20 protein-coding genes are annotated in these 26025 nt (G+C 65.0%); 11 read left to right on the top strand and 9 right to left on the bottom strand.

Going from position 1 to position 26025, the window contains the following annotated elements; all coding sequences use genetic code 11:
- Positions 1 to 183 precede the first annotated feature (183 nt).
- Positions 184 to 2370, bottom strand: coding sequence for a glutamine synthetase III (locus tag ACE191_RS03380; RefSeq protein ID WP_400190772.1), 2187 nt, complete (start codon positions 2368 to 2370; stop codon positions 184 to 186).
- Positions 2371 to 2857: 487 nt separating this feature from the next.
- Between ACE191_RS03380 and ACE191_RS03375 the strand changes: the two genes are divergently transcribed.
- Positions 2858 to 4723, top strand: a complete 1866-nt coding sequence (locus ACE191_RS03375; RefSeq protein WP_400190771.1) for an LTA synthase family protein — start codon at positions 2858 to 2860, stop codon at positions 4721 to 4723.
- A 98-nt stretch (positions 4724 to 4821) separates the two neighbouring features.
- On the opposite strand, the gene ACE191_RS03370 is transcribed toward ACE191_RS03375, so the two are convergent.
- Positions 4822 to 5211: a hypothetical protein gene (locus ACE191_RS03370; RefSeq protein ID WP_400190770.1), complete on the bottom strand. Its 390-nt coding sequence runs from the start codon at positions 5209 to 5211 to the stop codon at positions 4822 to 4824.
- Positions 5212 to 5449: 238 nt separating this feature from the next.
- The gene (locus ACE191_RS03365; RefSeq protein WP_400190769.1) at positions 5450 to 6316 is read right to left on the bottom strand and encodes a pirin family protein; all 867 of its coding nucleotides are present in this window, start codon (positions 6314 to 6316) and stop codon (positions 5450 to 5452) included.
- 135 nt (positions 6317 to 6451) lie between these two features.
- On the opposite strand from ACE191_RS03365, the gene mtaB reads away from it, so the two are divergent.
- Positions 6452 to 7795 (top strand): tRNA (N(6)-L-threonylcarbamoyladenosine(37)-C(2))-methylthiotransferase MtaB, encoded by a 1344-nt coding sequence (gene mtaB / locus ACE191_RS03360; RefSeq protein ID WP_400190768.1) that lies wholly within the window; start codon positions 6452 to 6454, stop codon positions 7793 to 7795.
- Positions 7796 to 7890: 95 nt separating this feature from the next.
- On the opposite strand, the gene ACE191_RS03355 is transcribed toward mtaB, so the two are convergent.
- Both ACE191_RS03355 and ACE191_RS03350 read right to left on the bottom strand, forming a co-directional pair.
- The gene (locus tag ACE191_RS03355; RefSeq protein ID WP_400190767.1) at positions 7891 to 8067 is read right to left on the bottom strand and encodes a hypothetical protein; all 177 of its coding nucleotides are present in this window, start codon (positions 8065 to 8067) and stop codon (positions 7891 to 7893) included.
- A gap of 1095 nt (positions 8068 to 9162) precedes the next feature.
- Positions 9163 to 10404, bottom strand: a complete 1242-nt coding sequence (locus tag ACE191_RS03350; protein ID WP_400190766.1) for an ABC transporter permease — start codon at positions 10402 to 10404, stop codon at positions 9163 to 9165.
- Positions 10405 to 10551: 147 nt separating this feature from the next.
- On the opposite strand from ACE191_RS03350, the gene ACE191_RS03345 reads away from it, so the two are divergent.
- Together ACE191_RS03345 and ACE191_RS03340 are read left to right on the top strand one after the other, a co-directional pair.
- The gene (locus tag ACE191_RS03345; protein WP_400190765.1) at positions 10552 to 11820 is read left to right on the top strand and encodes an asparagine synthetase B; all 1269 of its coding nucleotides are present in this window, start codon (positions 10552 to 10554) and stop codon (positions 11818 to 11820) included.
- Between the two features lie 148 nt (positions 11821 to 11968).
- Positions 11969 to 13834 carry a glycoside hydrolase family 2 protein gene (locus tag ACE191_RS03340; RefSeq protein WP_400190764.1) on the top strand — a complete coding sequence of 622 codons (1866 nt, stop codon included), beginning with the start codon at positions 11969 to 11971 and terminating at the stop codon, positions 13832 to 13834.
- 91 nt (positions 13835 to 13925) lie between these two features.
- Here ACE191_RS03340 and ACE191_RS03335 read toward each other — a convergent pair whose 3' ends face one another.
- From ACE191_RS03335 to lpxK, 4 genes are all read right to left on the bottom strand, one after another.
- Positions 13926 to 14375 (bottom strand): hypothetical protein, encoded by a 450-nt coding sequence (locus ACE191_RS03335; protein WP_400190763.1) that lies wholly within the window; start codon positions 14373 to 14375, stop codon positions 13926 to 13928.
- 178 nt (positions 14376 to 14553) lie between these two features.
- Positions 14554 to 15174, bottom strand: a complete 621-nt coding sequence (locus tag ACE191_RS03330) for a tRNA-(ms[2]io[6]A)-hydroxylase (RefSeq protein WP_400190762.1) — start codon at positions 15172 to 15174, stop codon at positions 14554 to 14556.
- A gap of 87 nt (positions 15175 to 15261) precedes the next feature.
- A complete protein-coding gene (locus ACE191_RS03325) occupies positions 15262 to 17202 on the bottom strand; it encodes a putative porin (RefSeq protein ID WP_400190761.1) in 1941 nt (646 codons plus the stop codon).
- On the bottom strand, positions 17195 to 18265 hold the full coding sequence (gene lpxK, locus ACE191_RS03320) for a tetraacyldisaccharide 4'-kinase (protein ID WP_400190760.1): 1071 nt from the start codon (positions 18263 to 18265) through the stop codon (positions 17195 to 17197). Before lpxK ends, ACE191_RS03325 begins: the two co-directional genes overlap by 8 nt.
- 197 nt (positions 18266 to 18462) lie before the next feature.
- On the opposite strand from lpxK, the gene ACE191_RS03315 reads away from it, so the two are divergent.
- The 7 genes from ACE191_RS03315 to ACE191_RS03285 all read left to right on the top strand — a co-directional run bounded on the left by ACE191_RS03315 (position 18463) and on the right by ACE191_RS03285 (position 26025).
- Positions 18463 to 19146 carry a uracil-DNA glycosylase family protein gene (locus tag ACE191_RS03315; RefSeq protein ID WP_400190759.1) on the top strand — a complete coding sequence of 228 codons (684 nt, stop codon included), beginning with the start codon at positions 18463 to 18465 and terminating at the stop codon, positions 19144 to 19146.
- Between the two features lie 81 nt (positions 19147 to 19227).
- On the top strand, positions 19228 to 20331 hold the full coding sequence (locus ACE191_RS03310; RefSeq protein WP_400190758.1) for a Nif3-like dinuclear metal center hexameric protein: 1104 nt from the start codon (positions 19228 to 19230) through the stop codon (positions 20329 to 20331).
- On the top strand, positions 20321 to 21073 hold the full coding sequence (locus tag ACE191_RS03305; RefSeq protein WP_400190757.1) for a zinc ribbon domain-containing protein: 753 nt from the start codon (positions 20321 to 20323) through the stop codon (positions 21071 to 21073). Before ACE191_RS03310 ends, ACE191_RS03305 begins: the two co-directional genes overlap by 11 nt.
- A gap of 63 nt (positions 21074 to 21136) precedes the next feature.
- On the top strand, positions 21137 to 22684 hold the full coding sequence (locus tag ACE191_RS03300; RefSeq protein ID WP_400190756.1) for a DUF3808 domain-containing protein: 1548 nt from the start codon (positions 21137 to 21139) through the stop codon (positions 22682 to 22684).
- A 35-nt stretch (positions 22685 to 22719) separates the two neighbouring features.
- The gene (pabB, locus tag ACE191_RS03295; protein ID WP_400190755.1) at positions 22720 to 23994 is read left to right on the top strand and encodes an aminodeoxychorismate synthase component I; all 1275 of its coding nucleotides are present in this window, start codon (positions 22720 to 22722) and stop codon (positions 23992 to 23994) included.
- A gap of 166 nt (positions 23995 to 24160) precedes the next feature.
- Entirely contained in the window at positions 24161 to 25603 is a 1443-nt protein-coding gene (gene miaB / locus ACE191_RS03290; RefSeq protein WP_400190754.1) for a tRNA (N6-isopentenyl adenosine(37)-C2)-methylthiotransferase MiaB, read from the top strand.
- Positions 25604 to 25644: 41 nt separating this feature from the next.
- On the top strand, positions 25645 to 26025 hold the full coding sequence (locus ACE191_RS03285) for a four helix bundle protein (protein WP_400190753.1): 381 nt from the start codon (positions 25645 to 25647) through the stop codon (positions 26023 to 26025).

The following is a 26025-nucleotide window of genomic DNA, read 5'->3' as shown; positions in this document are numbered from 1 at the left end:
GCTTAATAAAAATCTCCCCTGCTCTCCGCCGCAAACGTTTGCGGAAGTCAGAAATTCCTTTTTATCTTCGCAGCAGGTAAATAAAAAAACCCGCCGGCAACGGTGCCAACGGGCTTAGTGGGTGGGTCAGCCGGTTAATCGTTTCCCCTCGACTTCCAGAGCTGACCCTACCTACCGCTTGAGCTAGTGCAAAAACAGTAGCTCACGGTATTTTACCAGCGGCCAATCCTCGTCCGACACCAGCAGCTCCAGCTTGTCGACCTGCCGACGAATAACGTCGAAGCACGGCCGGATATTTTCGCTGTAGGCCAGGGCCCGCTCCCGGGTGTCTTCCAGTTTGTTGGCCACCTTGCGCCGCTCTACCATATCGCCCACCGTGGTTTTGATGGTGGCAATGCGGCGCGAAATTTCTTTGATGCTGTCTACGGTTACCTGCGTGTACTCGTCGTCCAGACCCAGCTCCCGCAGTCCTTTTACGTTCTGAATGAGTTTGTTCTGATAGGCAACGGCCGTGGGAATGATGTGGTTCACGGCCAGGTCGCCCATCACCCGGCTCTCAATTTGCACCCGTTTGATGTAATCTTCCAAAAGAATTTCGTGGCGGGCGTGTAATTCCACGTGCGAGTAGATGCCCAGGCGGGCAAACAGCGAGGTGGAATCCTCGGTCACGAAGGCATCGAGGGCGGGCGGCGTGGTGGGCACGTTCGACAGGCCCCGGCGGGCGGCTTCTTCCTTCCACTCGTCGGAGTAGCCGTTGCCCTCGAAGCGGATGGCCTTGGAATCGATAACGTACTGGCGCAGCACGTCCACGATGGCCATTTCCTTTTTGCGGCCCTGGGCAATGAGCTCGTCGACCTCCTGGGTGAACTTGTTGAGCTGGTCGGCCACGATGGTGTTGAGCACCGTCATCGACGAGGAGCAGTTGGCCGAGGAGCCCACGGCGCGGAACTCGAACTTGTTGCCGGTGAAGGCGAAGGGCGAGGTGCGGTTGCGGTCGGTGTTGTCGAGCAGAATGGGCGGAATCTTGTCGATGCCCAGCTTCAGGTACAGGTTGTCGCCCTTGTCCAGGGGCAGCTTGGCGTTGCGCTCCAGCTCGTCGAGCACTTCGGAGAGCTGCTTGCCCACGAACACCGACATGATGGCCGGCGGCGCTTCGTTGGCGCCGAGACGGTGGTCGTTGGAAGCCGAGGCAATGGAGGCGCGCAGCAGATCGGCGCGGTCGTGCACGGCCTTCACCGTGTTGATGAAGAAGGTGAGGAACTGCAGGTTTTCCTTGGGCTTGCGGCCGGGGGAGAGCAGGTTCACGCCGGTGTCGGTGCTCAGGGCCCAGTTGTTGTGCTTGCCCGAGCCGTTGACGCCCGCGAAGGGCTTCTCGTGCAGCAGCACCTTCAGATCGTGCTTGGCGGCCACGCGGTCCATGATATCCATCAACAGCTGGTTGTGGTCGATGGCCAGGTTGGCGTCCTCGTAGGTGGGGGCGCACTCGTACTGGTGCGGGGCCACCTCGTTGTGGCGGGTGCGCAAGGGAATGCCCAGCTTGGTGGCTTCTTCCTCAAACTCCAGCATGAAGGCGTGCATGCGGGCCGGGATGGAGCCGAAGTAGTGGTCTTCGAGCTGCTGGCCCTTGGCCGGCGCGTGGCCGAACAGGGTGCGGCCGGTCATCACCAGGTCGGGGCGGGCGCCGTACAGGGCCTTGTCGACCAAGAAGTATTCCTGCTCGATGCCCAGGGTGGTGTGTACCCGGCTCACGTCCTTGTCGAAGTACTGGCACACGGCCAGGGCGGCTTCTTCCAGCACGCTCAGCGACTTGAGCAGCGGGGCCTTGTAGTCGAGCGCCTCGCCGGTGTAAGCCACGAAAATCGTGGGAATGCATAGGGTGGTGGCGCCGGCGGTTTCAATCAGGAAAGCGGGCGAGGTGGGGTCCCAGGCGGTGTAGCCGCGGGCCTCGAAGGTATTGCGGATGCCGCCCGACGGAAACGAGGAGGCATCGGGCTCCTGCTGCACCAGCGCCGAGCCCTTGAAGTTCTCGATGGGGCGGCCGTCGGAGTTCAGGTCGAAAAACGAGTCGTGCTTCTCGGCCGTGGCGCCGGTCAGGGGCTGAAACCAGTGGGTGTAGTGGGTGGCGCCCTTGCTCATGGCCCAGGTCTTCATGGCCCCCGCCACCGCATCGGCTACCGAGCGCTCGACCGGCTGGCCCTGCTTGATGGCCGCCTGCAGCTTTTTGAAGTAGTCGCCCGACATGGTGGCGCGCATGGCTTCGAGGTTGAAGACGTTGCGGCCGAAGATTTCGGAGCGGCGCTCAGAAGACACGACCACGCGCGGCTTGCGCTGATCGACCAGTTCGAGTGCTTTAAAACGGAGGGTTGCCACAGAAAGACTAATGGTTGAACAGAAGGCAGGTAATGCCCTCGATGGCCCAAAGGTAGAAACGAACGACTATTCCACCAACACCCCCTAAAAATTTAAGCCTTTATGAACCCAACATCACCAAAAACAGGCTAACCCCCTCCTATTTTCAGGGCCTTTGCTCCAACAAAGAGAAAAAGGTGTGTACTCACTCTCTTTTTTCCCGCCCGCCTTCGGGCCGGTTGCCTGGGCCTGGATAGGGGCTCTACTACCCCACTCGTGTACCAAGCGGGTTGCGGGCCGCTCGCAAGCCAGTTATGGGCGGCCCGCAACCCGGTTGCGAGTGGCCCGAAGCTAGAGTTGCACGCCGCCGATGACTACAGTTGCCGCCCGCCGGGAACTAGAGTTGCAAGCGGCCCGCGCCGTAGATACCCCGGCCGGGGCCTGAGCCAGCGCGGCAGTAAGGCTGGCCCGCCGGGGCGCTTACCTTTGCGGGCTGCTTACTTCTGCCGTGAGAAACCGCTTAACCTTTCAGCCGCGCTACTTTCTGTACTGGCTGCTGCTGTTCGCCCTGGCCCGAACCGCCTTTCTGCTCTACCACTACGCCCAGGCGGCGACCCTGTCGGCCGGCGAGGTGGTGGGCACCTTCTTCTACGGGCTGCGCCTCGACGGCTCGGCCGCAGCTTACCTGAGCATCGGGCCGTTTGCCCTGCTGCTGCTGGGCAGCCTGTGGCCGCGCCTGCCGGTGGCCCGCCTCACGGGGTTCTACTCGGCCGTGATGGGCGTGGTGGTGGCCCTGCTCACGGTGGTCGACCTGGAGCTGTACCGCGCCTGGGGCTTCCGCCTCGACGCCACCCCGCTGCAGTACCTCAGCTCGCCGGGCGAAATGGCCGCCTCGGCGGGTAGCTCGCCGCTGCTGCTGCTGGCCGCGCTTTTCCTGGGTTTGCTGGGGCTGGGCTGGGCGCTGTACCGCCGCCTGCTGGCGCCGGTGCCGCCGCTGCCACCGGCCTTCCCGCGCTGGCGGGCCGCCCTGGCCAGCTTGCTCTACGCGGTGCTGCTGCTGGTGCCGCTGCGCGGGGGCGTGCAGCAGATTCCGGTCAACCAAAGCGACGTGTACTTCTCGGCCCGGCGGCCCTTCGCCAACCACGCGGCCATCAACGCGCCCTGGAACGTGGCCCAGTCGCTGCCCCTGCGCGAGCTGCGCCAGAACCCCTACCAGTATTTGCCCGACAGCGAGGCCCAACAAACCGTGGCGGCCTTATATAAGGAGTCGGCGCCCGATTCGGCCCGGCGCCTGAGTACGGTGAAGCGGCCCAACGTGCTGTTCATTATCCTGGAAAGCTTCACCGCCAAGCTGGTGGGCCACCTGGGCGGGCAGCCCGGCGTGACGCCTACCCTCGACAGCCTGGCGCGCACCAGCCTCTCGTTCCAGCATATCTACGCCAGCGGCGACCGGAGCCAGAAGGGCATCGTGTCGCTGCTCAGCGGCTACCCCAACCAGCCCACCACCAGCATCATCAAGTTTCCGCGCAAAACCCAGCAGCTGCCCAACCTGGCCCGCTCGCTGCGCACGGCCGGCTACCAGACCGCGTTTTACTACGGCGGCGAGCTGGCCTTCGCCAACATGAAGTCCTACCTGCTGGGCGGCGGCTACCAGCGGCTGGTGGAGCGCCAGGACTTTGCGCGCCGCGAGCAGAACTCGAAGTGGGGCGCCCACGACCACGTGCTGCTGCAGCGGGTGCAGCAGGAGCTGGCGCGGCAGCCGCAGCCGTTCTTCGCCACGGTGTTTACCCTCAGCAGTCACGAGCCCTTCGAAATTCCGGGGCTGCCGCGCTTCCAGAACCAGAACGAGCCCGAGTTCTTCCGCAACTCAGTGGCCTATACCGACCACGCCCTGGGCCAGTTTCTGCAGCAGGCCCGCCGGCAGCCGTGGTGGGCCCATACGCTGGTGGTGCTCGTGGCCGACCACGGCCACCCGCTGCCGGGCTACTCGCCGGTATATGCCCCCGAGAAGTTCACCATTCCGCTGCTGATCAGCGGGGGGGCACTGGCCCCGGCCCTGGCGGGCCGCTCCATTGACACCTACGGCAGCCAGACCGACGTGGCCGCTACCCTGCTCGGCGGCCTGGGCCAGCCCACCACGGGCTACGCCTGGAGCCGCAACCTGCTGGCGCCGCCACCGGCGGCGGCGCCCGGTGGCTTCGCCTTCTACTGCTTCACCGACGGCTTCGGCCTGGTTACGCCCCGCGGCGCCACGGTGGTCGACAACGTGAGCCGCCAGGGCATTTACCCCGACAGCCTCAGCCAGCGCGGCCCGCAGCTGCGCCAGGGCCAGGCCTACCAGCAGGCTTCGTTCGCCGATTACATGCGCCGGTAGCGGCGGCTTGCGGGCCCGGTTAAGTGGAGCCGCCTCGGCTTGTTCTCCATAAACCAACTACAGCCAGGGGTTTGGTTAGCCACTGTTAAGGGTGACTCCTACTCCAGTATCGGATTGAATAACTTTTTCCGCCCGATTGGCAGATAACTTCTTACCAGGCTCACCACTGTATTGTCTAGTACATAGGAGGTGTCATTGATACTTAGAATTTTATTCTTTCCTACTAAGACTTTACTGCCATTAAGCACCAAGGCAACTCTTATGTCATTGGGCATTTCTGAACGGGCAGAAATCTGGTTTACTGCCGTGTAGCGCTTTATATCATTGAATAGTCTAGCAGCGGATTTTCCCTCTATGATGAGGTTTGACTTCCTTATTAATCCTTCTTCGGTCATTGCGTACCGCAGGTTTTTGGCGTAGGGATAGGCATACAGGGATGCTCTATTTTGAAGGGCTATACCATTGAAGGCACTGGTTGTACAGCCCATTAAACAGAGAGAAACAGCAATACAAAGTATTTTCCTCATCTGTTTTTTCTTTTAACTATAGCGGCTTTACCAACGGTGTAGAGATGCATACTTGCGTCTCGTTGTTGAACGACTGACGTTCGAACGGTACGGACGAGGAGACGCAACTATACGTCTCTACATGCCCGATACACCGTTCACGAATCCGCTATAACCTATTGCAATATGATATGTTATCGTGAAGACTGGTCCTTGCTAGCTAGCGGGTTTCGCTTTCGTGCAGCACACCCATACGTCCCATCTGGTAGTCGCGCATAGCTTCCATGATCTGCGTCTGGGTGTTCATCACGAAAGGCCCGTGCTGCACGACCAGCTCATCGAGGGGCGCGGCCGTACCCAGCAGCAGCACGGCGTCTTCTTCGGCCCGTAGCGCCAGCGTGTCACCGTCGGTGCCCAGCTGCACCAGGCTGTGGCCGGCGGCCGGTTGGCCGTTGGCACGCACCGCCCCGTGCAGCACGTAGCACAGGACCGTATGCGCCGGCTCGGCCCTCAGCGCAAACTCTTCCCCGGCGGGCAGGCGTAGCATAGCCAGCTGCACCCCCATTGGCGACTGGGCCGGCCCCCGCACCGCGCCCCAGGTGCCGGCCACCACGGTGAGCTGCCCACGACCCGCCGCCACGACGGGCAGCATGTCGGCGGGCAAACCCTGGTAACGGGGCTGCTCCATCTTGAGGCGGGCAGGCAGGTTGATCCAAAGCTGCAGGATTTCGAGCGTGCCCCCCACCCGGCGGAACTCGGCCGAGGTGTTCTCGGCGTGAATGATGCCCCGGGCCGCCGTCATCCACTGCACTCCGCCCGCCCCAATCACCTGGCGGTTGCCGCGGCTGTCGTGGTGCAGCACGTCGCCCTGCAGCACCAGCGTCACCGTTTCGAAGCCCCGGTGCGGGTGCGGGCCAAAGGGCAGGCCCACGTTGTCGGGCGGAAACGGCACCGGGCCGATGTGGTGCAGCAGCAGAAACGGGTCGAGCGCGTCGAGCCCAGCGGCGGGCAGGGGCTGGAAGATGGTCAGGTACTCGGCCCGGGTGGGCGTGGCCGGCACAATCTGCTGAACGGAGCGTGGGGTCATGGCTTCGGTAGTTGGCCCGCAGTATACCACGAATGGCCCGGGAAACGGTCATCGAGCCGCTCCTGCTTGCCAGCTCCGGCGCGCCGAAGGAACCGGCAGGCGGCCGGCGGTTGTATCTTTGCCGAACTTATGGACATGCGCACCGTTGCCTTTTATACCCTGGGCTGCAAGCTCAACTTCTCCGAAACCTCGGCCCTGGGCCGGCAGTTCGAGGAGCGCGGCTTTCAGAAAGTAGCCTTCGAGCAGGGAGCCGATATCTACGTCATCAACACCTGCTCCGTCACCGACCACGCCGACCGCAAATGCCGCAAGGTGGTGCAGCAGGCCCTCAAGCACAACCCAGCGGCCTACGTGACCATCGTGGGCTGCTACGCCCAGCTCAAGCCCCAGGAAATTGCCGAAATCCCCGGCGTGCACGCCGTGCTGGGCGCCGCCGAGAAGTTCCGCCTGGCCGAAATCCTCGACGAAACCGCCTACCGCAAGCCCGCGGCCGGGCAGCCGGGCCAGGTGTTTGCCTCGCCCATCAGTGAGGCCACCGAGTTTCACGCCGCCCACTCGTTCGGCGACCGGACGCGCACCTTCCTCAAGGTGCAGGACGGCTGCGACTACTCCTGCTCGTTCTGCACCATTCCGCTGGCGCGCGGCCACAGCCGCTCGGGCTCCGTGCCGAGCGTGGTGGAGCGCGTGCAGCAGCTGGCCGGCACCGGCGTCAAGGAAATCGTGCTGACGGGCGTCAACCTGGGCGACTTCGGCCTGCAGGGCGCCGACCGGCAGCGGCTGGAGACGTTTACCGATTTGGTAAAAGCCCTGGATGAAATCGAAGGTATTCAGCGCTTTCGCATTTCCTCCTGCGAGCCGAACCTGCTCACCGACGAGATTATCCGCACGGTGGCCCGGTCGCAGCGCTTCATGCCCCACTTCCACATTCCGCTGCAGTCGGGCTCCAACAAAATTCTGGGGTTGATGCGCCGCCGCTACCGCCGCGAGCTGTACCAGGAGCGCGTGGCGTTGATCAAGCAGGTGATGCCCCACGCCAGCATCGGCGTCGACGTCATCGTGGGCTTCCCCGGCGAAACGGAAGCCGATTTCCTCGACACCTACCAGTTCCTGAACGAGCTGCCCGTGTCGTACCTGCACGTGTTCCCTTACTCCGAGCGTGAAAACACCCTGGCGCCCACCCTCCCGGGCCGGGTGCAGGACCGGGTGCGCCACGAGCGCACCACCCAGCTGCGCGGTTTGTCGGAGAAGAAAAAGCGCTTCTTCTACGAGCAGCACGTGGGCCTGGAAACCGAAGTGCTGTTTGAGGACGACCTTGGCCCCGACGGACGCATCGAGGGCTTCACTCCCAACTACATCCGCGTGGCCGCCAAATACGACCCGCTGCTGGTGGGCGAGTTAAAGAAGCTGCGCCTCACGGCCGTCAACTCCGCCGGGCTGATGGAAGCCGAGGAGCTGGGTTTCGAAGTGCTGGCGCACTAAGTCCCGCTTTTTAGCAGCAGACAAACAAGCCGCGGCCCGCTTCGACGTTGTTCGAAGTGGGCCGCGGCTGTTCATTTGGGTAGTTGAGCGGAGCGCTATTTCTGGCGCAGCAGTTCTACCATTTGTTGCAGCATCTTCTGCTGCTCCAGCAGGTGCTGGTTGCGCATTTCGGCCAGGGCCAGCTGGTGCTGCAGCTGCTGGGCATACAGAGCGGCTTCCCAGTTCGGCGCCGTAGCGGAGGCCGGCGCAGCCGCTGGTTGAGCAGCCGGCACGGATGCCGGGGCCGCAGGTGCTTCCGCCATACTGCCAGCCGCTGAGGTTTCAGCCGTGGCCGACTCCGGCGCGGACTCAGCTGCAGCGCCTTCCGCTTCCACCGCAGCGGGTGGGGCTACGGGCGCAAGGAACTGGTGCGGCGCGGCGGGCGGCGCTGCGGTCTTGGCCTCGGCCGCCGGCTCGTTCGTTAAGGGCGGCACGGGGGCCGGGGCGGTGGGCAAGGGTTGTTGAGCGGTACCGTACATCGCCCCGCGACCCTCCATTAGCCAGTCTTTTGACACATTTGGATATACTTCAAATACCTTACACAAAAGGTCAAAACCCGGCTTATTGCGTTCCTCCACAATGTGTTGGATAACGGTAGCGGTTTTGTCGAGCGACAAGGCAAAGGCGTTTTTAGACATGCCAAGGTTCTGAATGAGCTGGCTGAATCTTTGCCCAACTGTTGCAGTTGTTGTCATATACTCAAATGGTTAATTGCTGATTTCTCGGCAAATATACCCCAAATGAGCAAATGCATCTACCTACTGTTTGCGCTGCGTTTCCCCCACGAGCCAACGAATGAACTCTCCGACCCCGGGCTGCTTCCGATGCCGGGATAAATCCGTTGGGAAAACCTGCCCGGAAATCTTATCCGGCCGGAGGCCACGGTGGTGTAGCCTGCGCCTGGGCGGCCGCCGCACTTCTTCATTCGACGGTCGGGTAACCCAACTCCCCCACGCGGCGGCTGTTCGGCACCATCCCGGGCTCTGCGTTCGACGCAGCAGGTTCTCGTCCGGGCGCTGTACTTGAGTTGGCAGCGCGAGGCAGACCCCGACTCGGGGTAGCAGGCGTTGCTGACCTCCCCTGCCCATCCGCCCGGGGCACCGGGTCATTGGCAGCGGAAGCAACTCTGTGAAGCGCGGGCCTGCGTATGCCGCGGCAACGGGTAGGCCAATCAATGACCCACCGCTACGGGACACTGGCAGCTTCGGCCAGATGGCCATGCTCGTTGGTTCGGCTCGCGGCCCGGCACCTACAGCCGGGTTGAACCCGGAACCGCAGCGGTGTTCCGGGGTTTGGACCGGCATCCCTGCCCCGGGAAAATGGCCGGTTTACTCGTAGCGCAGCGACTCGATGGGGTCGAGGGCGGCGGCTTTGCTGGCGGGGTAGTAGCCCGAGGCCAGCCCCACGGTCACGCAGATCAGCAGCCCCAGCATCATCCACAGCCAGGGCACCAGGAAGGCGCCCTCGCCCACGAACAACGACACGGCGTTGCCCATGCTCACGCCCAGCACGATGCCCAGCGCCCCGCCCAGCACGCAGATGACGATGGCCTCGATCAGGAACTGCTGGCGGATCTGCCGGGCCGTGGCGCCGAGGGCTTTGCGGATGCCGATTTCGCGGGTGCGCTCGGTAACCGACACCATCATGATGTTCATCAGGGCAATGCTGGCCCCGAGCAGGGTGATAAAGCCCACCACGAAGCCGCCCATCTTGAGGCTGCCCGACAGCTCGTCGAGCTTGTTGGCCAGCGAGTCGCTGCTTTCCATCTCAAACGAGTCTTCCTGGCTCAGGTCGTCCTGGCGCACGGCGCGCATGATACCGCGGGCCTGGTCCATCACGAAGTGCAGGTCGTCGGGCTGCGAAACGGCGGTCTTGATGTCGTAGGTAAGGGCCTGCTGCCGGGGCATGTGGTTGCCGGCTTCCAGCGGCATGAGCACCAGCCGGTCGGCGCCGCCGCCCCCGCCGCTGCCACTGCCGCTGCGCTCGAGCACGCCCACGATCTGGAAGCGGTTGCCCAGCAAATACACGTGCTTGCCCTCGGCCGAAGCGGTGCCGAACAGCTTTTCCTTGACCTCGGCGCCGATGATGGCCACGTTGGCGCCGTCTTCCAGCTCGGTTTGCGAAAAGCTGCGGCCCAGGCCCAGCTTGTAGTTCTGGTTGCGCAGGTAGTTTTCGTCGCCGGCTACCACCTGGGTGTTGGGGTTGGTTTCCTGGCTGCCGGCCTTCACCTTGGCTGCGCCGGCAATGAAGGCCGAAATGCCCACCTGCCCGTCGTCGCCGAGGCGCTCCTTGTAGAGCCGGGCCTGCAGGTAGCTGATGGGCGGGTACTGCTTGCCGCGCAGGCCGCCGCGCCGGAACCGGTTGTCGTAGCCCTTGGCCTCGATGTCGAAGGAATTGGCGCCCAGGCTGCTGAAAGTTTCGTTCAGCGAGTACTTCATGGCGTCGATGGCCGTGAGAATGCCCACCAGCGACATGATACCGATGCTCACGATCAGGGCCGTGAGGACGGTGCGCAGCAGGTTGCCGTGGATGGAACGGAACGCCTCACGAATGTTTTCTAACCAATGCATACCCGGCGGGGCAAAAGACGTCTTTGTCGTCGTGGGAGCCGCCGGCCACGTACTTGCCACGGGCGGCCCGGCCGAAAGGTAGCGGCTTCCCGACAAACTCCTGCCCATTTGCCTACATTTGTTTAGGCTGCTTTTCCGCTTCCGCGCATGATTTTGCTTCGTTTCCTCTGCTCATTGCTGCTTTTGCTCACGGCCCTGCCGGCGGCCCGCGCCAGCCAGGTGCTCATTCCCATGGACGACGCCCAGAAGGAGCACCTGAAAGCCTACGGCATGGCCTACTGGCTGCTGGGCAAGCAGGTGGAGGTCGACTGGCTGCTGAACTACCGCGGCGGCTCGTTTGCCTGCCCCAACCTGAGCGGCGTGGAGCAGGAGCTGGCCGTGCGCGGGGTGAGCTACCAGGTCATCAGCGACGCGCAGTACGGCGCCATTCTGGGCCAGATTGCCGACGCCAACGCCAACATGGACGTGATGAAGCTGGAGAAGTCCCCCAAGATTGCCGTGTACACGCCCAAGGGCAAGCAGCCCTGGGACGACGCGGTGACCCTGGTGCTGACCTACGCCGAAATTCCCTACACCGAGATTTACGACGACGAGGTGCTCGACGGCAAGCTGCCCAAGTACGACTGGTTGCACCTGCACCACGAGGACTTCACCGGGCAGTACGGCAAGTTCTTCGCCTCCTACCGCAACCGCCCCTGGTACCAGCAGCAGCAGCGCGACGCCGAAGCCGCCGCCAAGCGCCACGGCTTCGCCAAGGTGTCGCAGATGAAGGGCTCGGTGGTCACCAAGATGCAAGAGTTCATTGCCGGCGGCGGCTTTCTGTTCGCCATGTGCTCGGCCACCGACACCTACGACATTGCCCTGGCCGGCCTGGGCCTCGACATGGTGGAGAACATGTACGACGGCGACCCGGCCGACCCCACGGCCCAGAGCAAGCTCAACTTCAACCGCACCCTGGCCTTCAAGGACTTCCAGCTCGTGCGCGACCCGTATCAGTACGAGTACTCCAACATCGACATGCAGCCCTACGAGCGCGGCGTGGGCGAAGACAACGACTACTTTTCCCTGTTCACCTTCTCGGCCAAGTACGACCCGGTGCCCACCATGCTCACCCAGAACCACACCAAAACGGTGAAGGGCTTCATGGGCCAGACCACCGCCTTCCGCAAAAGCCTGGTGAAATCGGACGTGCTGGTGATGGGCGAAAACAAGGCCTCGGGCGAGGTGCGCTACATGCACGGCGAGCTGGGCAAAGGCACCTGGACGTTCTATGGCGGCCACGACCCCGAGGACTACCAGCACCTGGTGGAGGAAGAGCCCACCGACCTCACCCTGCACCCCAACTCTCCCGGCTACCGCCTGATTCTGAACAACATTCTGTTTCCGGCCGCCAAAAAGAAAAAGCAGAAGACCTGATACTCCGCTGCGGGCCGGCTGGCTTTGCCCGAGCCGCTCCCGTTGCCGCAGTGCCGCCGCCTCACCGGGCCGCGGCACTTTTTTTTGCCCGTCCGGGTAGCCCGCAAACCCGACTATTCCGTTTAGGGAAGGCCACCCTGCATCTTGTATGAGCGCCGAACCCTCCGCCACTCCCCTGCTGCCGCCCGGCTCCGAAAACGGGCGCGCCATCGTCGAGCCCGCCAACCCCCTGCCCCGGGCGGTGCTGCGCACCAACAACTACGAGCTGCTCGACGGCGAGTGGCGCTTCGCCCTCGACCCCCACGACTGCGGCCTGCGCGAAGGCTGGCACCTCAAGCACGACTACCCGCACACCGCCCAATGGCCCGGCTCGGTCGAAAGCCACATGATTGAGGCGCGGGGTCAGACCCCGGGCCCCGCCTGGCAGGACGAGGTGGTGGCCTGGTACGAGCGGGAATTCACCCTGCCCGAACGCTCCGAGGCCCAGGCCGGGCTGCTGTTTCAGCTTACCTTCGGGGCCTGCGGCTACGAGACGCGGGTGTGGCTCAACGGCCACCCGCTGCGCACCATCGAGGGCGAGGGCGTGCACTACGGCGAGTACACCTCCTTCAGCTACGAGCTGCACGAGGCCCAGCTGCGCCCGGTCAACCGCCTCACCGTGCGCATTGCCGACACCATGGACGCCGAGCGGCCCCGGGGCAAGCAGGAGTCGCACGTGTACAAGCGCGGCGGCATCTGGTATCAGACGCAGACCGGGGCCGTGCGCTCGGTGTGGCTGGAGCTGGTCGAACGCAACCGGCTCCGCTCCCGCGTGGGCGTCGACAGCGTGATTGAGGACCAGCTCGTGCGCTTCAACCTGAGCACCCGCATTCAGGACCCGGGGCTGTACACGCTGCGCCTGCAGGTGTTCGAGCGCGAGGCGGCCAACAATACCTTACCCCTGGCCTCGTCGGACTTTCAGCTGGCGCTGGAAGCCGGGGAGCGGCGGCAGCGCGTGGTGATGGAGCTGACGGGCAGCCGCTTATGGTCGCCCGAAAGCCCGCACCTCTACCGCCTGGTGGCCCAGCTCATCGACGCCGACGGCCGCGCGGCGCAGATCGAAACGCTGTTCGGCTTGCGCAAAATCGAGTCGCGGGGCCGGCACGTGTACCTCAACAACCAGCCCGTGTACCTCGACGGCATTCTGTACCAGCCCGGCACGGCTACTTTCGAGGAAATGCAGCGGCACATGCACGCCATGCAGGCGCTGGGCTGCAACCTGGTGCGGGTGCACATCGCCGGCGTCGACCCGCGCATCTACAACCTAGCCGACGAGCTGGGCCTGCTGCTGTGGGTGGAGGTGCCCAGTCCGCACTCTTCCACGCCCCGCAGCCGCGAAAACCACCGCGCCGAGCTGCTGCGCATGCTGGCCCTGATTGAGTCGCATCCCTCGGTGGTCATCTGGAGCCTCTACAACGAAGACTGGGGGGCCCAAGACATTGCCACCAACCCCGACACGCGGCGATACATCATCGACACCTACCACTACATGCTCATCGAGCACCCGCAGTTTCTGGTGGTCGACAACGACGGCTGGCAGCACATTTCGGCGGAAGGACGGCTGAAATCAGATTTACTCACGGCCCACCTCTATACCCCCGATCTGCCGCGCTGGCAGGAGTTGCTCGACCGGCTGGTGGCGGGCGAGTTTGAGGGCACGGCGGCCTTTCCGCTGGTGATTGGCGACCCGTTTTTCTACCGCCGGCAAAAACCCCTGGTGGTCAGCGAGTGGGGCGGCTTCGGCTTTCCCGACTACGGCGGCCCGCAGGACGCTGCGGCCCGCGCCGAGGCCATTCGCGCCTTCAAGCAGGAATTGCGGAGCCGCCCCATCGCGGGCGACGTGTACACCCAGGCCACCAACATCGAGGACGAGCGCAACGGCCTGATCGACCCGCACACCGGGGAGTTGAGCGTGCCGCCCGGCTTGCTGAACTCCCGCGCCGGAGCGCCGGACGAAGCCTTCCCGCCGGGCTAACTCTCCTAAGCAACGCAGCCCGAGCCGCTGGTCGACAACGCGACCGGCGGCTCGGGCTTTAGTCATTGGTTGCGGCCGGGTAACCGACTCGTTAGCGCTCCAGGCGCAGAATGCGGCGGGCGGCTTCGGGCAGGTCGGATGTGCGCTCGGGCGGGATGCCCATGGTCAGCTGCACGAGCACGGGCTGGCCCTTGGCCACGGCGGTGAAAATCAACTGGTAGGCGTAGCCGCCGGACTCCGTTACGTAGCTGAGGCGGTAGCCCTTGGCCGGGGAATCGAGGATAAAGCCCTGCAGGGGCACCTGCTCCACGGCCTTGTGCTTTTTCTTTTCGTCGCGGGTTACGCCCTCCAGCACGGCCGCCATCTGGTTGTAGTTCAGGTAGGCCCAGCGCAGCTCGAAGTCATTGCAGTTCAGCTCGTAGCCGGTAGCGGTGGTGCAGCCCGCCGCCAGAGGCATCTCAACCCCGCAGAAGTTCGGGGCGGCCTGCCCGAAAGCTAATGCCGGGCCCAGCAACGCGGCAATAAGCAGTAGTCTTTTCATGGTATGCGTAAGGAAAACAAAGCTAAGTTAGCCGGTCCGGGCTGAATCCCAGCACGTTTTCCCGCTGCGCATCCGATTTCTTTTCCGCAGCGGCTTCCCCGGGCCTGCGACGGACTTTCCGCCCCAAAGCCCTGTTGGGTAGCTGCTTCCGCCGCGGCGGGCGGCGGCCACTGCTCCGCTAGTGCATGCGGTCGTCGCGCACGGGCAGGGCGGTGATGATGTCACCTTCGATTTTGAGCAGCTCCTGCAGGCGCTCGTCCACCTGCTGCGGGTCGCAGTATTCCTTGGCTAGGTCCACGTAGGCCACGAAGTGCCCGGCTTCCGACACCATCAGCTCGTAGTAGAACTTGCTCAGCTCGGGGTCGGGAATGTGCTTCCAGAGCAGCTTGAACCGCTCGCAGGAGCGCGCTTCGATCAGGGCCGACACCAGCAGCTGGTCCATGAGCTGCCGCTCGCGCGCGCCGCCGCGGCGCACGTGCTTGAGCAGCTCCACCACGTACTCGTCGCGGCGCGGGCGGCCCAGGGGCAGGTTGCGCTTGCGCAGCTCCTGCAGCACCCGCTCGAAGTGGCTCCACTCCTCGGCCACCAGGTCGGTGAGCTCGTCCACCAGCCGGGTTTTCTCGGGGTAGCTCACGATCAGCGAAATGCCGGTGGAGGCGGCCTTCTGCTCGCAGTAGGCGTGGTCGACGAGGATGTCGCCGATGTTCTTGCCGGCAATGTCCACCCAGCGCGGGTCGGTGTTGAGCTTGAGCTTGAGGATGGTTTTCTCGCGCTGCTGCGCTTCTTCGGCGGATGTCATAAACTTGAAGCGTTGAAGTAGCTGATAAACCCTAACGACTGCCGGACTAAAGCATTAAGCAGCTCATACGGCCGTTGCTTTTGGGTGTTAGTCAAAGAAATTCCAGCGGATGCCGAGCTGGAAGCTGCGGGGGTTGCCGGTGTAGTAGGGCGCGGCAAAGTAGCCCAGTCGCCCGAGCCCCTGGTTGGCGTGGGCCATCTTCAGAAACACCGACACGGTCTTGATGTCGGCCGTCACGAAGGCGTCGACCACCGGGAAGCCGCCGGCGGTGAAGTAGTCCTGCACGAAAAACTGCTGGGTGCTGGGCGAGTAGTCGTAGGGCCGCCAGCGCGACTGGTAGTAGGTTTCGATACCCACCTGGCTGAACAGGGCTTTCTTGAACAGGTAGCCCTGGGCATACACCTTCAGGTTGGCCACCACGCCCGGGATGCGCAGCCCTTCGCCGTCACCGCCCTGGGTCAGGTGCAGCTGGTTGTCGGCGTGCAGCACGCCGTAGCTGAGCTGGTGACGCAGCAGGCCGGTGAGCAGCTGCTTGCTGCCGCCGAGCTGCTCGGGCTCGGCGCGCTGGTTGTAGAACACCAGCCGCTGCAGGTTCACCACGCTGGCCGCGGCCTGCACCCGCTGCTGCAGCCGCGCCCCTTTTCGGCTCAGGCGCTGGTCGATAGATACGCTGAGCTGGTCGGCAATGGTGTTGCGGAACGCGGTGCCCTGGTTGCGCCAGCCGTAGTGGTTGCCTTCGAGCAGGGTTTCGGTGAAGGTGGGCGCGTAGGCCGAACGGGCCAGCTCGGCCGTGAGCGGCCCGAAGCGCAGCCCGCCGCGCAGCCAGTACTCGTCGAAAAACTTGTACTCGCCGGCCGCTTCCACCCGAAACACCTCGCGCCAGCGGAAGGCCACGTTGCCACCCACGAAAATCTGGTTGGCCAGGGTGTCGAGGGCGCGGTTGCGGCGCAGCTCCTCGGGCGGGGGCGTATCGCTCAGGTTGCGGAAATCGAGGCGGGCCGCGCGGTGGCGGCCGTAGACGCGGTACTCCAGGAAATCGGTGCGCCCCAGAAAGCCCACGGTGTTTTCAGCCTGCCGGTACTCGGCGCGGTCGTCGGTGCGGGTGCTGTCGAGGCGGGTGCGCGGGTAATACAGCAGCTGCCCGCTCTCGTACTGCAGGGCGCGGTCAGTGTACTGGTTGAGCTGCCGATGCCAGTCGAAGACGTGAAAAGCCGTGAGGCCGCGGCCCACCAGCCGGTAGGTGTGGGCCAGGTGAAACCGGTCGCGGTTGTCCAGGTTCAGGGCCTGGGTCAGCCACACCCGTTCGAGGTTGTAGCCGAACAGGTTGGCCAGGGTGGAGTCTTCGGGCTGGGGCCGGATGCCGCCCTGCTCGGCGGCGCGGTGCCGCCCGATGTAGTAGTTGGCCTGCAGCTGGTAGCGGTTGTCCTGGGTTTGGTAGCGGCCGAAGAGCAGAATGCCCGTGTGGGCCGTCAAGCCGTCGTCGCGGCCCAGGCGAGCCAGCTGCTTGTCGCCCGAAAACCGCTCGTAGGCAATGCCCAGGTTGGCGGTTTTCTTGATGCTGCGGCTGTAGGAACCCTCGAACACGCCCTCGCCCTGCCCGCCCTGCACGAAACGGAAAAACGAGAACGGCGAGCGGGTGTCGTAGTAGTTGACCGTAGTCGGGTCGTGGAAGTACTTGTCGAAGGCCGTGCGGCCGAAGCGGGCCCCCAGGGTGGTGTTCAGCTGCCAGAGCAGGCGCCGCGAGGCCGTGCCGATGTTGCCCAGGTCCTGCTGGAAGGTGCTGTCGTGAAACCAGTAGCGGCTTTGCTGCAGGCCGTTGATGGTGGTATCGAGCGGGCTGCCCTCGGGCAGGTTGCGCAGCACGTTCACCTCGCGCACCACCAGCGTGGTGCGCGGGCCATAGAGCAGCCGGGTGGTGTCGTCGACAATCTGGGCGCGGCCGGCCAGCGGCAGCAGGAGCAGCAGCCAGGCCAGCCACCACCCACGGCCCCAATGGGCACCAGCGCAGGAAATCAGGAAATCAGGCAACGGAACGGGATGAAAACAGGCCGCGCAGCTGCTCCTGGAGGCGCTCGGCGCCATCGGCCAGGAAGCTCACGCGAATGGGAACGTAAAATAACGGCAAGCCGGCCACGGCAGTACGCAGGGCAGGCTCCCGCAGGCGCGCGGCATCCTTTTGCGTGGTAAAAATCACTTGCCCGGGCCGCCATTCGGCCTGCAGGGCCGCCAGCTCGGCGGCGCTGAAGGCGTGGTGGTCGGCGAAATTTCGGTGCCAGGCCACTCGGTAACCGGCGCCGCGCAGGTAGCTGAGCAGCGGCTCGGGCTGGGCAATGCCGGTGAGCAGGCCGATTTCGGCCCCGGGCGCGGGCACCGTAGCCCCGGCGGCCGAGCCCGGCAGGGGCAACGGCACGCCGTAGCGGTAGGTGGAAAACAGCACCGGCACCCCGGCGCGGGCGTAGCGCCCGGCCGCCGCGGCCGCCTGCTGCCGCGCGGGCGCGGGCCAGTCGGGCGGGCACTTGGTGACGATGATCAGGTCGGCGCGGCGGGCGCCGCCGCGGCTTTCGCGCAGGCGGCCGGCGGGCAGCACCCAGTCGTGCCAGAACGGGCGAGCCTGCTCGGTGAGCAGAATGTTGAGCGTGGGGCGCACGCGCCGGTGCTGGTAGGCGTCGTCGAGCACCACGGCCCCGAGGTCGGGCCAAAGGGCGGCCAGCTCGGCCAGGCCGTGGCGGCGGTCCTCGTCGACGGCCACGGGCACGGCCCCGGCAAACTCGTGGTAGTGCTGCCAGGGTTCGTCGCCGATGCTGGCGGCCGTGTCGGCGGCGGTGGCCAGGCGGAAGCCGCGGGTGCGGCGGCCGTAACCGCGGCTGAGTATGGCCGGCGCCTGCCCGGCCGCCAGCAAGTGCTGCACCAGCCAGGCCACGTGGGGCGTTTTGCCGGTGCCGCCCACACGCAGGTTGCCCACGTTGATCAGCGGTACCGCGGCGCCGGTCGAAGCCCACCGGCCACTGTCGTAGAGCCAGTTGCGCACGGCGGCCCCGGCGGCGTAGAGCCAGCTCAGGGGCAGCAGCAGCAAGGTCAGCAACGAAGGCATGGCGAGGGGGCGGGCACCGGCAGGGGGCCGGCGGCCGGCAAAAATACGCGAAATGCCTGCCCCCGGCCCCGGCGGGCAAACTTTGTGTTTCGGCAGCCGGCCCCATTGGTTTTACAGGGTGCCCGGCGCGGCTGTTCCCGGACGGGCGGGCCGCCCCTGCCCGACCCCGGCGGCCGCCGGCTGCGTATGCCGCTAGCATGACCTCGACCTTCGCCGACCGCCTGCGCGCGTTTCTGGCCGGCTTTCCGCTCCCTGGCCCGCTGCCCGACGAGGTGCTGGCCGTCAATCCTTACCAGCTCCAGCCCGCCCGGGCGCTGCTCACCAGCTTCGCCCAGCGGTTCTACGCCGACCACGCGCCCCGCGTGGCCCTGCTGGGCATCAACCCCGGGCGCTTCGGCGGCGGCACCACCGGCGTGGCCTTCACCGACCCCGGCGCCCTGGAGCGGCACTGCGGCCTGCCCAACGAGCTACCCCGGCGCGCCGAGCTGTCGAGCCAGTTCGTGTACCAGCTGATCGAGGCCCTGGGCGGTGCGACGGCGTTCTACCGGCACTTCTACCTTGGTTCGCTCTACCCGCTGGTGCTGCTGCGCCACGGCCGCAACCACAACTACTACGACTCGGCGGCGCTGACCAAAGCCCTCTGGCCCGACCTGCAAACCTCGCTGCGGCAGCAGGTAGCCGCCGGGCTGCGCCGCGACGTGGCCGTGAGCCTGGGCCGCCGCAACGGGGAATTTTTCCAGCGCTTAAACCAGGAGCTGGGCTTGTTCGAGCGCCTGATTGTGCTGGACCACCCGCGCTACCTCATGCAGTACCAGCGCCGCCGGGTGCCCGATTTCGTGGCGGAATACGCCCGGCTGCTGGGGGAGCTGATTATCACCTGACTTCGATGAACCCGCCGAGGACGCAGCATTCGGCGCAGCCTCGCTGACCGCCGCGAAGCAAAAACCTCGGAACTTCGCCCCATGTCCGTTACCGTTCACGCCCTTGCCCGCGCCCTCGAAGAGTGGGCGCCCCTGCCCTACCAGGAAAGCTACGACAACGCCGGCCTGCAGTGCGGCGACCCGACCATGCTCGTGCAGGGCGTGCTCATCGCCCTCGACTGCACGCCCGCCGTCATCGACGAGGCCGTGCGCCGGGGCTGCAACGTGGTGGTGGTGCACCACCCCGTCATCTTTCAGCCCCTCAAGCGCCTGACCGGGGCCACCGAGGTAGAGCGCACCATCATGCGCGCCCTGCGCTACGAGGTGGCCGTGTACGCGGCCCACACCAACCTCGACAACGTGCGCCACGGCGTGAGCCGCCACCTGGCCGAGAAGCTGGGTCTAAGTCAGCTGCGCGTGCTCGACCCCAAGCCGGGCCTGCTGGGCAAGCTCATCACCTACGTACCGCCCGCCCACGCCGAAGCCGTGCTGCAGGCCCTGTACGCGGCCGGCGCCGGCCAGGTGGGCGACTACCACGACTGCAGCTTCCGCCTTGCGGGCACCGGCACGTTTACGCCCGGCCCCGGCACCAGCCCCGCCATCGGCCGCCCCAACCAGCCCGAAACGGTGGCCGAGCAGCGCGTGGAAGTGCTGCTGCCCCTGCACCGGCAGGCGGCCGCGCTGCGCGCCCTGCGCCAGGCGCACCCCTACGAGGAAGTGGCCTACGAGCTCATCAAACTCGAAAACCAGCACCAGGAAGTAGGCTCGGGCATGATCGGCGAGCTGGCCGAAGCCCTGCCCGTGGCGGAGTTTCTGGCCCGGCTGCGCCAGCGCCTGGGCGTGCCGGTGGTCAAGCACACCGCATTCGCCGGGCCCATCCGCAAAGTGGCCGTGTGCGGCGGCGCGGGCTCGTTTCTGACGCGCAAGGCCGTGGCCGCCGGCGCCGACGCCTACGTGACCGGCGACATCAAGTACCACGAGTTTTTTGCCCCCGAAGGCCGGCTGCTGCTCTGCGACGTGGGCCACTACGAAAGCGAGCAGTACACCGGCGAGCTGTTTCAGGCATTGCTTACCGAGAAATTCTCCCGTACTTTTGCGGTCTTGTTAGCAGAGACCCCCACGAACCCCGTCCGCTATGATTTCTAATCCGTCCACGGAAACCACCGTCGCCAGCAAGCTGGAAGCCTTGCTGAATTTGCAGCGCATTGACTCGCAACTGGATGAAATCCGGCGCGTGCGCGGTGATTTGCCCGAGGAAGTACGCGACCTGGAGGACGAAATTGTTGGCTACGAAGTCCGCGTCAGCAAATTCGACGAGGAAGTAGCTTCGCTCAACGAGCAGATCAAGCAGCGCAAGCAGGCCGCCAAGGATGCCGACGTGCTGATCAAGCGCTACGAAGACCAGCAGCAGAACGTGCGCAACAACCGCGAGTACGAAGCGGTGGGCAAGGAAATCGAGCTGCAGAAGCTGGAAATCCAGATTTCGGAAAAGAAAATCCGCGAGGCCCAGTACCAGATCGACCAGAAGATTGCCGAAATAGCCGGCACCAAGCAGCGCCTCGAAGAGCGCCGCAAGGATTTGACCAACAAGCAGTCGGAGCTGCAGCTGATTGTGGGCGAAAGCGAAGCCGACGAGCAGAAGCTCATGGAAGAGCGCGCCCAGGCTGCCAAGCCCGTGGAAGAGCGCCTACTGAGCGCCTACACCCGCATCCGTGGCAACGCCCGCAACGGCCTGGCCGTGGTGATGGTGAAGCGTGATGCCTGCGGTGGCTGCTTCAACACGGTGCCCCCCCAGCGCCAGGCCGACATCATCTCGCACAAGAAAGTTATCGTGTGTGAGCACTGCGGCCGCATTCTGGCCGACGTGGAAGCCAAATCCCTGGCTTAAGCAAACCCTCCAGATTACCGAAAAGGAACGGCTGCCCGCCGTTCCTTTTTTGTTGCCGCGCCCATGAGTTGTTCCGCTAAGCTGCGCCATTGGCGGCGCTGGGTTGCGCTGCTGCTCCTGCTGCTGCCCGCGGCGGGCGCCCCGGCGGCCCCGCCGCAAAGCCCGCCCGAGTCGGTGGCCACCAGCCGCGCCGATGTGCTGGAGCCGGCCGCGGCGCTGCCGCCCGCGGTGCGCCGCGCCTACGCCGAACTGCTGAAGCTGCGACCGGCCGCGGCTCGGGCCCTGGTGCGCCCCGCGCTGCGGCCGGCCGTGCCCAGCCCCGGCGCGCTGCTGGTCGACGAGGGCATTGTGTTTGCCGAGCTGGTGGTCAGCCAGGATGCGGCGCGCTACGAGGACGTGGTGGAGCTGCAGGACCGCTACCTCGACCAGCTCGACGAGCAGCCGTCGAGTCCGCTACGCGACTACGCCCGGGCCGAAATCCGCCTACACCAGGCTGCTGCCCAGGTGATGTTCGACCACGAGTTTCAGGGCGCCTGGAGCCTGCGGCAGGCCTACCAGCAGGTGCAGCAGAACGCCCGGCGCTGGCCCCAGCACCTGCCCACTCGCAAAACCCTGGGCCTCTGCCAGTTCTTTATCGGCTCTGTACCCGAAGGCTACCGCTGGTTTCTGAATTTGCTGGGTTTGCCCGGCAACACCGCCGCCGGCCTGCAGAACCTGCGCCTGGCCGCTCAGCGCCCCCACGACTTTCAGGCCGAAGCCCAGATTCTGCTGGCCCTGCTGCGCCAGACCTACTACGGGGCCGACGCCGAAGCCGCGACCTTGGTGGAGCGCCTGGCCGCCGAGCAGCCCGACAACCTGCTGTTCAGCTACCTGCAGATGTCGGTGCAGAAAAAGCTGCACCGCACCGACCTGGCCCTGGCTGCCTACCGCCGCCGCCCCACCGGCCCCGACTACCTGCCCGCTGCCTATCTGCACCACATGGCCGCCGATCTGCTGCTCTACCAGGGTCAGTACGCGGCCTCGGCGCAGGCCAACCAGCAATTCCTGAGCGAGTACCGCGGCGTGCACTACCGCAAGGACGCCTGGTTTAAGCTGTACCTGGCCCACTGGCTGGGCGGCGACGCCCCGGCGGCCCAGCGCGCCCGCGCCCAGATCGGGACCGGCGGCGAAACCGTGGTGGAGGAAGACCGCTACGCCCAGCGCTTCGTTGACGACCGCGTGCCGCTGAACCGGGCGCTGACCACGGCGCGCCTGCAGCTCGACGGCGGCTACTACCGCGCCGCCCTGCGCACCCTCGAAGGCTTCAGTCCCGAAGCCGGCACGCCCCTGCGCGACCGGATTGAGGAGCCCTACCGCCGGGCCCGCGCCTACCACGGCCTGGGTCGCCTCGATTCGGCCCGGCTGTATTACCAGCGCGCCATTGCCGTGGGCGGCACGGCCCCCTATTATTTCGCCCCGCAGTCGGCCCTGCAGCTGGGCTACCTCAGCCAGCAGGCCGGCCAGAAAGCCCAAGCCAAGGTCTACTTCCAGCAGGCGCTCAGCTACGGCCGCCACGAGTACAAAACCAGCACCGACGCCAAGGCCAAGGTGGCCCTGGCCGCGCTGAAATAACCCGGGGCCGCCCCGTGGCTCGTACTTTCGCGGCTGTGTTGAGTATTCCGCTGACTGAGCTGCCCGCCGATTTCTGCGCCCGCGCCCTGCGCTGGGCGGCCGGCTTCGCGCACTGCGCCTACTTCGAGCCCAACGGGCTGGACTACCCCGGCGGTCCATTCGACCGGCTGCTGGCCGTGGCCGACGCGGCCCCCCAGGGGCCCGCCACGCTGCGCGAGCTGCGGGGCGCGCTAATCAGCCCGCCCCTGGCCGCCCCGCGCTGCGGCTTTGTGACCTACGACGTCAAAAACGAGATTGAGCAGCTGAGCAGTGGCAACCCCAGCGGCCTGGCCTGGCCCGAGTTGCACTTCTTCGCACCCACAACCTGGCTGCGCTGGCAGGCGACGACGCTGGAAATTCACGGCCCCGACCCGGCCGGCGTGCTGGCGCAGATTCGGGCAACCGAACTGCCCGCCCCGCCCCCGCCCGCGGTGCCGCGGCTGCGGGCGCGCATGCCCAAGGCCGACTACCTCGCGGCCGTGGCCGCCGTGCGCGAAGACATTCTCAACGGGGAGGTCTACGAGCTGAATCTGTGCCAGGAGTTCTACGCCGAAGCCGTGGCGCTAGACCCCGTCGATGTATTTCGGCGGCTGAACGCGGCCTCGCCCACGCCCTTTGCCGGCTTTTGCCGCTGGCACGACCACTACCTGCTCTGCGCCTCGCCCGAGCGGTTTCTGGCCCACCACGACCCAGTCATTATTTCCCAGCCCATCAAGGGCACCATCCGGCGCGGCGCCACCCCCGAAGAAGACGAACGGCAACGCCTGGCGCTGCTCAACGACGAAAAGGAGCGCGCCGAGAACCTCATGATTGTGGACCTGGTGCGCAACGACCTGGCCCGCGTGGCCCGCACCGGCACGGTGCAGGTGCCCGAGCTGTTCGGCCTCTACCCCTTCCGGCACGTGTGGCAGATGATTTCCACCGTGCAGGCCGAGCTGCGGCCCGGAGTAGACCTGGTGGACGTGCTGCGGGCCACCTTCCCGATGGGCTCGATGACCGGGGCGCCGAAAATCCGGGCCATGCAGCTCATCGAGCAGTACGAGCGCAGCCGCCGGGGCCTCTACAGCGGCTGCTTCGGCTACGCTTGGCCCGACGGCGAGTTTGAGTTCAACGTGGTTATCCGCTCCCTGCAGTACCGCCGCGACATGGGCTACCTCTCGTTCCAGGTCGGCTCGGCCATCACCTACGACTCGGACCCGGAACGCGAATACGAGGAGTGCCTGTTGAAAGCCCGCGCCATGCTCGACGTGCTGGGGACAGTTATCAGTTAACATTCATCAGTGCAGCTTTGCTGCTAAGGGCTTTTTCGGCTCGCCGCGGCCGGTCCACGCTGATAAATGATAATTGGTAAATGATCAATGACTCAGCCTGCCAAACTGTCATTTTTACCCGGTAAGGCTTACCTTTGTCGTCCTTTCGCTGATTTTTCCCGAGGCCATGTCTCAACCCATTCTTACGCTTGACTTTCTGGACCAGGTGCCGGCCGCTCCCACCGCCGAGCAGCTGCCGGCCGACGTGCGCGTGACCGAAGCCACCCACACCGGCCGCTCGCGCCGGCTCTACATCGAGAGCTACGGCTGCCAGATGAACTTCTCCGACTCGGAAATCGTGTCGAGCATCCTCTTCGACGAGGGCTTCGACACCACCACCGAGCTGGCCGAGGCCGACCTGGTGTTGCTCAACACCTGCTCCATCCGCGAAAAGGCGGAGGTGACGGTGCGCCAGCGCCTCAAGGAAATCAACGCCCACAAGCGCCGGCAGCCGGGTTTGCTGGTGGGCGTGCTGGGCTGCATGGCCGAGCGCCTCAAAAGCAAGTTCCTGGAGGAAGAGCAGATTGTGGACCTGGTCGTCGGCCCCGACGCCTACCGCGACCTGCCCCGCCTGATCAAGGAGGTCGACAACGGGCAGCGCTCGGTGAACGTGCTGCTGAGCCGCGAAGAGACGTACGCCGACATCACGCCGGTGCGCCTGAACTCCAACGGCGTGTCGGCCTTCATCAGCATCATGCGCGGCTGCGACAACATGTGCTCGTTCTGCGTGGTGCCCTTCACCCGTGGCCGCGAGCGGAGCCGCGACGCCCACAGTGTGGTGCGCGAGGCGCAGGACTTGTTCGAGAAAGGCTTTAAGGAAGTCACCCTACTGGGCCAGAACGTAGACTCTTACAAGTGGCAGTCCGAGGACGGCACCGAGGCGGTGAACTTCGCCCAGCTGCTCGAGCGCGTGGCCCTGGTGAGCCCCGAATTGCGGGTGCGCTTCTCCACCTCGCACCCCAAGGACATTACCGACGAGGTGCTGCACACGATGGCTAAGTACGATAACGTGTGCAACTACATTCACCTACCGGCCCAGAGCGGCAACTCGCGGGTGCTGGCCTTGATGAACCGCACCTACGACCGGGAGTGGTACCTCGACCGCGTGGCCGCCATCCGGCGCATTCTGGGCGAAGACTGTGGCATCTCGACCGACATGATTGCCGGCTTCTGCTCCGAAACCGAGGAAGACCACCAGGACACGCTGAGCTTGATGGACCACGTGCAGTACGACATGGCCTACATGTTCTTCTACTCGGAGCGCCCCGGCACCCTGGCCGCCCGCAAGCTTGCCGACGACGTGCCGCTGGAGGTGAAAAAGCGCCGCCTGGCCGAAATCATCGAGCGGCAGCAACAGCACAGCCTCGTGCGCAGCCAAATGGGCGTGGGCAAGGTGCACCGCGTGCTGGTCGAGAACGTGTCGAAGCGCTCGGCCGAGCACCTGAGCGGCCGCAACGACCAGAACAAGGTGGTCATCTTCCCCAAAAAGCACTACCAGAAAGGCGACTACGTGAACGTGCTCGTGACCAAGTGCACCAGCACCACGCTGCTGGGCGAATCGGTAGAGTAGCGCGTTTTTCGTTTTTGGTTGTTCGTTTTTCGTGAGATGCCATGACCCAAGCTTCCGAACCCAAGTCTTACAAAGACCTTGCGGTTTGGCAGCAGGGGCGCAAGCTGGTACAATACGCCTATGTGATGACCAAGGCGTTTCCCGCGGAGGAACGCCATGATCTGGTTAGTCAGATGCGCCGGGCCGCGGTTTCCATTCCATCGAACATCGCCGAGGGCTGTGGCCGTCAGCACCCCAAGGACACGATTCATTTCCTAACCATTGCCCGTGGTTCGCTTTACGAGCTTGAAACGCAGATATACCTGTCCTTTGACCTAGGTTATATCTCCGCAACCGACTTGGAAGTAACAGTAGAGAAAATCGAGAAAATGATTCAGTTGCTACAAGGGTTTATCCGCTATTACCGCACCCTGGCAAAATAA

The organism is Hymenobacter sp. B81 (assembly GCF_044628455.1).
Taxonomy (GTDB): domain Bacteria; phylum Bacteroidota; class Bacteroidia; order Cytophagales; family Hymenobacteraceae; genus Solirubrum.
This window is presented reverse-complemented; position numbering and strand designations above follow the sequence as displayed.

Bases quoted from the DNA above. Each gene is read 5' to 3' on its own strand.
- ACE191_RS03345 (WP_400190765.1), top strand. From the start codon at position 10,552: ATGATTTTGCTTCGTTTCCTCTGCTCATTGCTGCTTTTGCTCACGGCC.
- miaB (WP_400190754.1), top strand. From the start codon at position 24,161: ATGTCTCAACCCATTCTTACGCTTGACTTTCTGGACCAGGTGCCGGCC.
- ACE191_RS03340 (WP_400190764.1), top strand. From the start codon at position 11,969: ATGAGCGCCGAACCCTCCGCCACTCCCCTGCTGCCGCCCGGCTCCGAA.
- ACE191_RS03300 (WP_400190756.1), top strand. From the start codon at position 21,137: ATGAGTTGTTCCGCTAAGCTGCGCCATTGGCGGCGCTGGGTTGCGCTG.
- ACE191_RS03370 (WP_400190770.1), bottom strand. From the start codon at position 5,211: ATGGGCTGTACAACCAGTGCCTTCAATGGTATAGCCCTTCAAAATAGA.
- ACE191_RS03285 (WP_400190753.1), top strand. From the start codon at position 25,645: ATGACCCAAGCTTCCGAACCCAAGTCTTACAAAGACCTTGCGGTTTGG.
- ACE191_RS03315 (WP_400190759.1), top strand. From the start codon at position 18,463: ATGACCTCGACCTTCGCCGACCGCCTGCGCGCGTTTCTGGCCGGCTTT.
- ACE191_RS03335 (WP_400190763.1), bottom strand. From the start codon at position 14,375: ATGAAAAGACTACTGCTTATTGCCGCGTTGCTGGGCCCGGCATTAGCT.
- ACE191_RS03365 (WP_400190769.1), bottom strand. From the start codon at position 6,316: ATGACCCCACGCTCCGTTCAGCAGATTGTGCCGGCCACGCCCACCCGG.
- ACE191_RS03350 (WP_400190766.1), bottom strand. From the start codon at position 10,404: ATGCATTGGTTAGAAAACATTCGTGAGGCGTTCCGTTCCATCCACGGC.
- ACE191_RS03310 (WP_400190758.1), top strand. From the start codon at position 19,228: ATGTCCGTTACCGTTCACGCCCTTGCCCGCGCCCTCGAAGAGTGGGCG.
- ACE191_RS03330 (WP_400190762.1), bottom strand. From the start codon at position 15,174: ATGACATCCGCCGAAGAAGCGCAGCAGCGCGAGAAAACCATCCTCAAG.
- lpxK (WP_400190760.1), bottom strand. From the start codon at position 18,265: ATGCCTTCGTTGCTGACCTTGCTGCTGCTGCCCCTGAGCTGGCTCTAC.
- mtaB (WP_400190768.1), top strand. From the start codon at position 6,452: ATGCGCACCGTTGCCTTTTATACCCTGGGCTGCAAGCTCAACTTCTCC.
- ACE191_RS03305 (WP_400190757.1), top strand. From the start codon at position 20,321: ATGATTTCTAATCCGTCCACGGAAACCACCGTCGCCAGCAAGCTGGAA.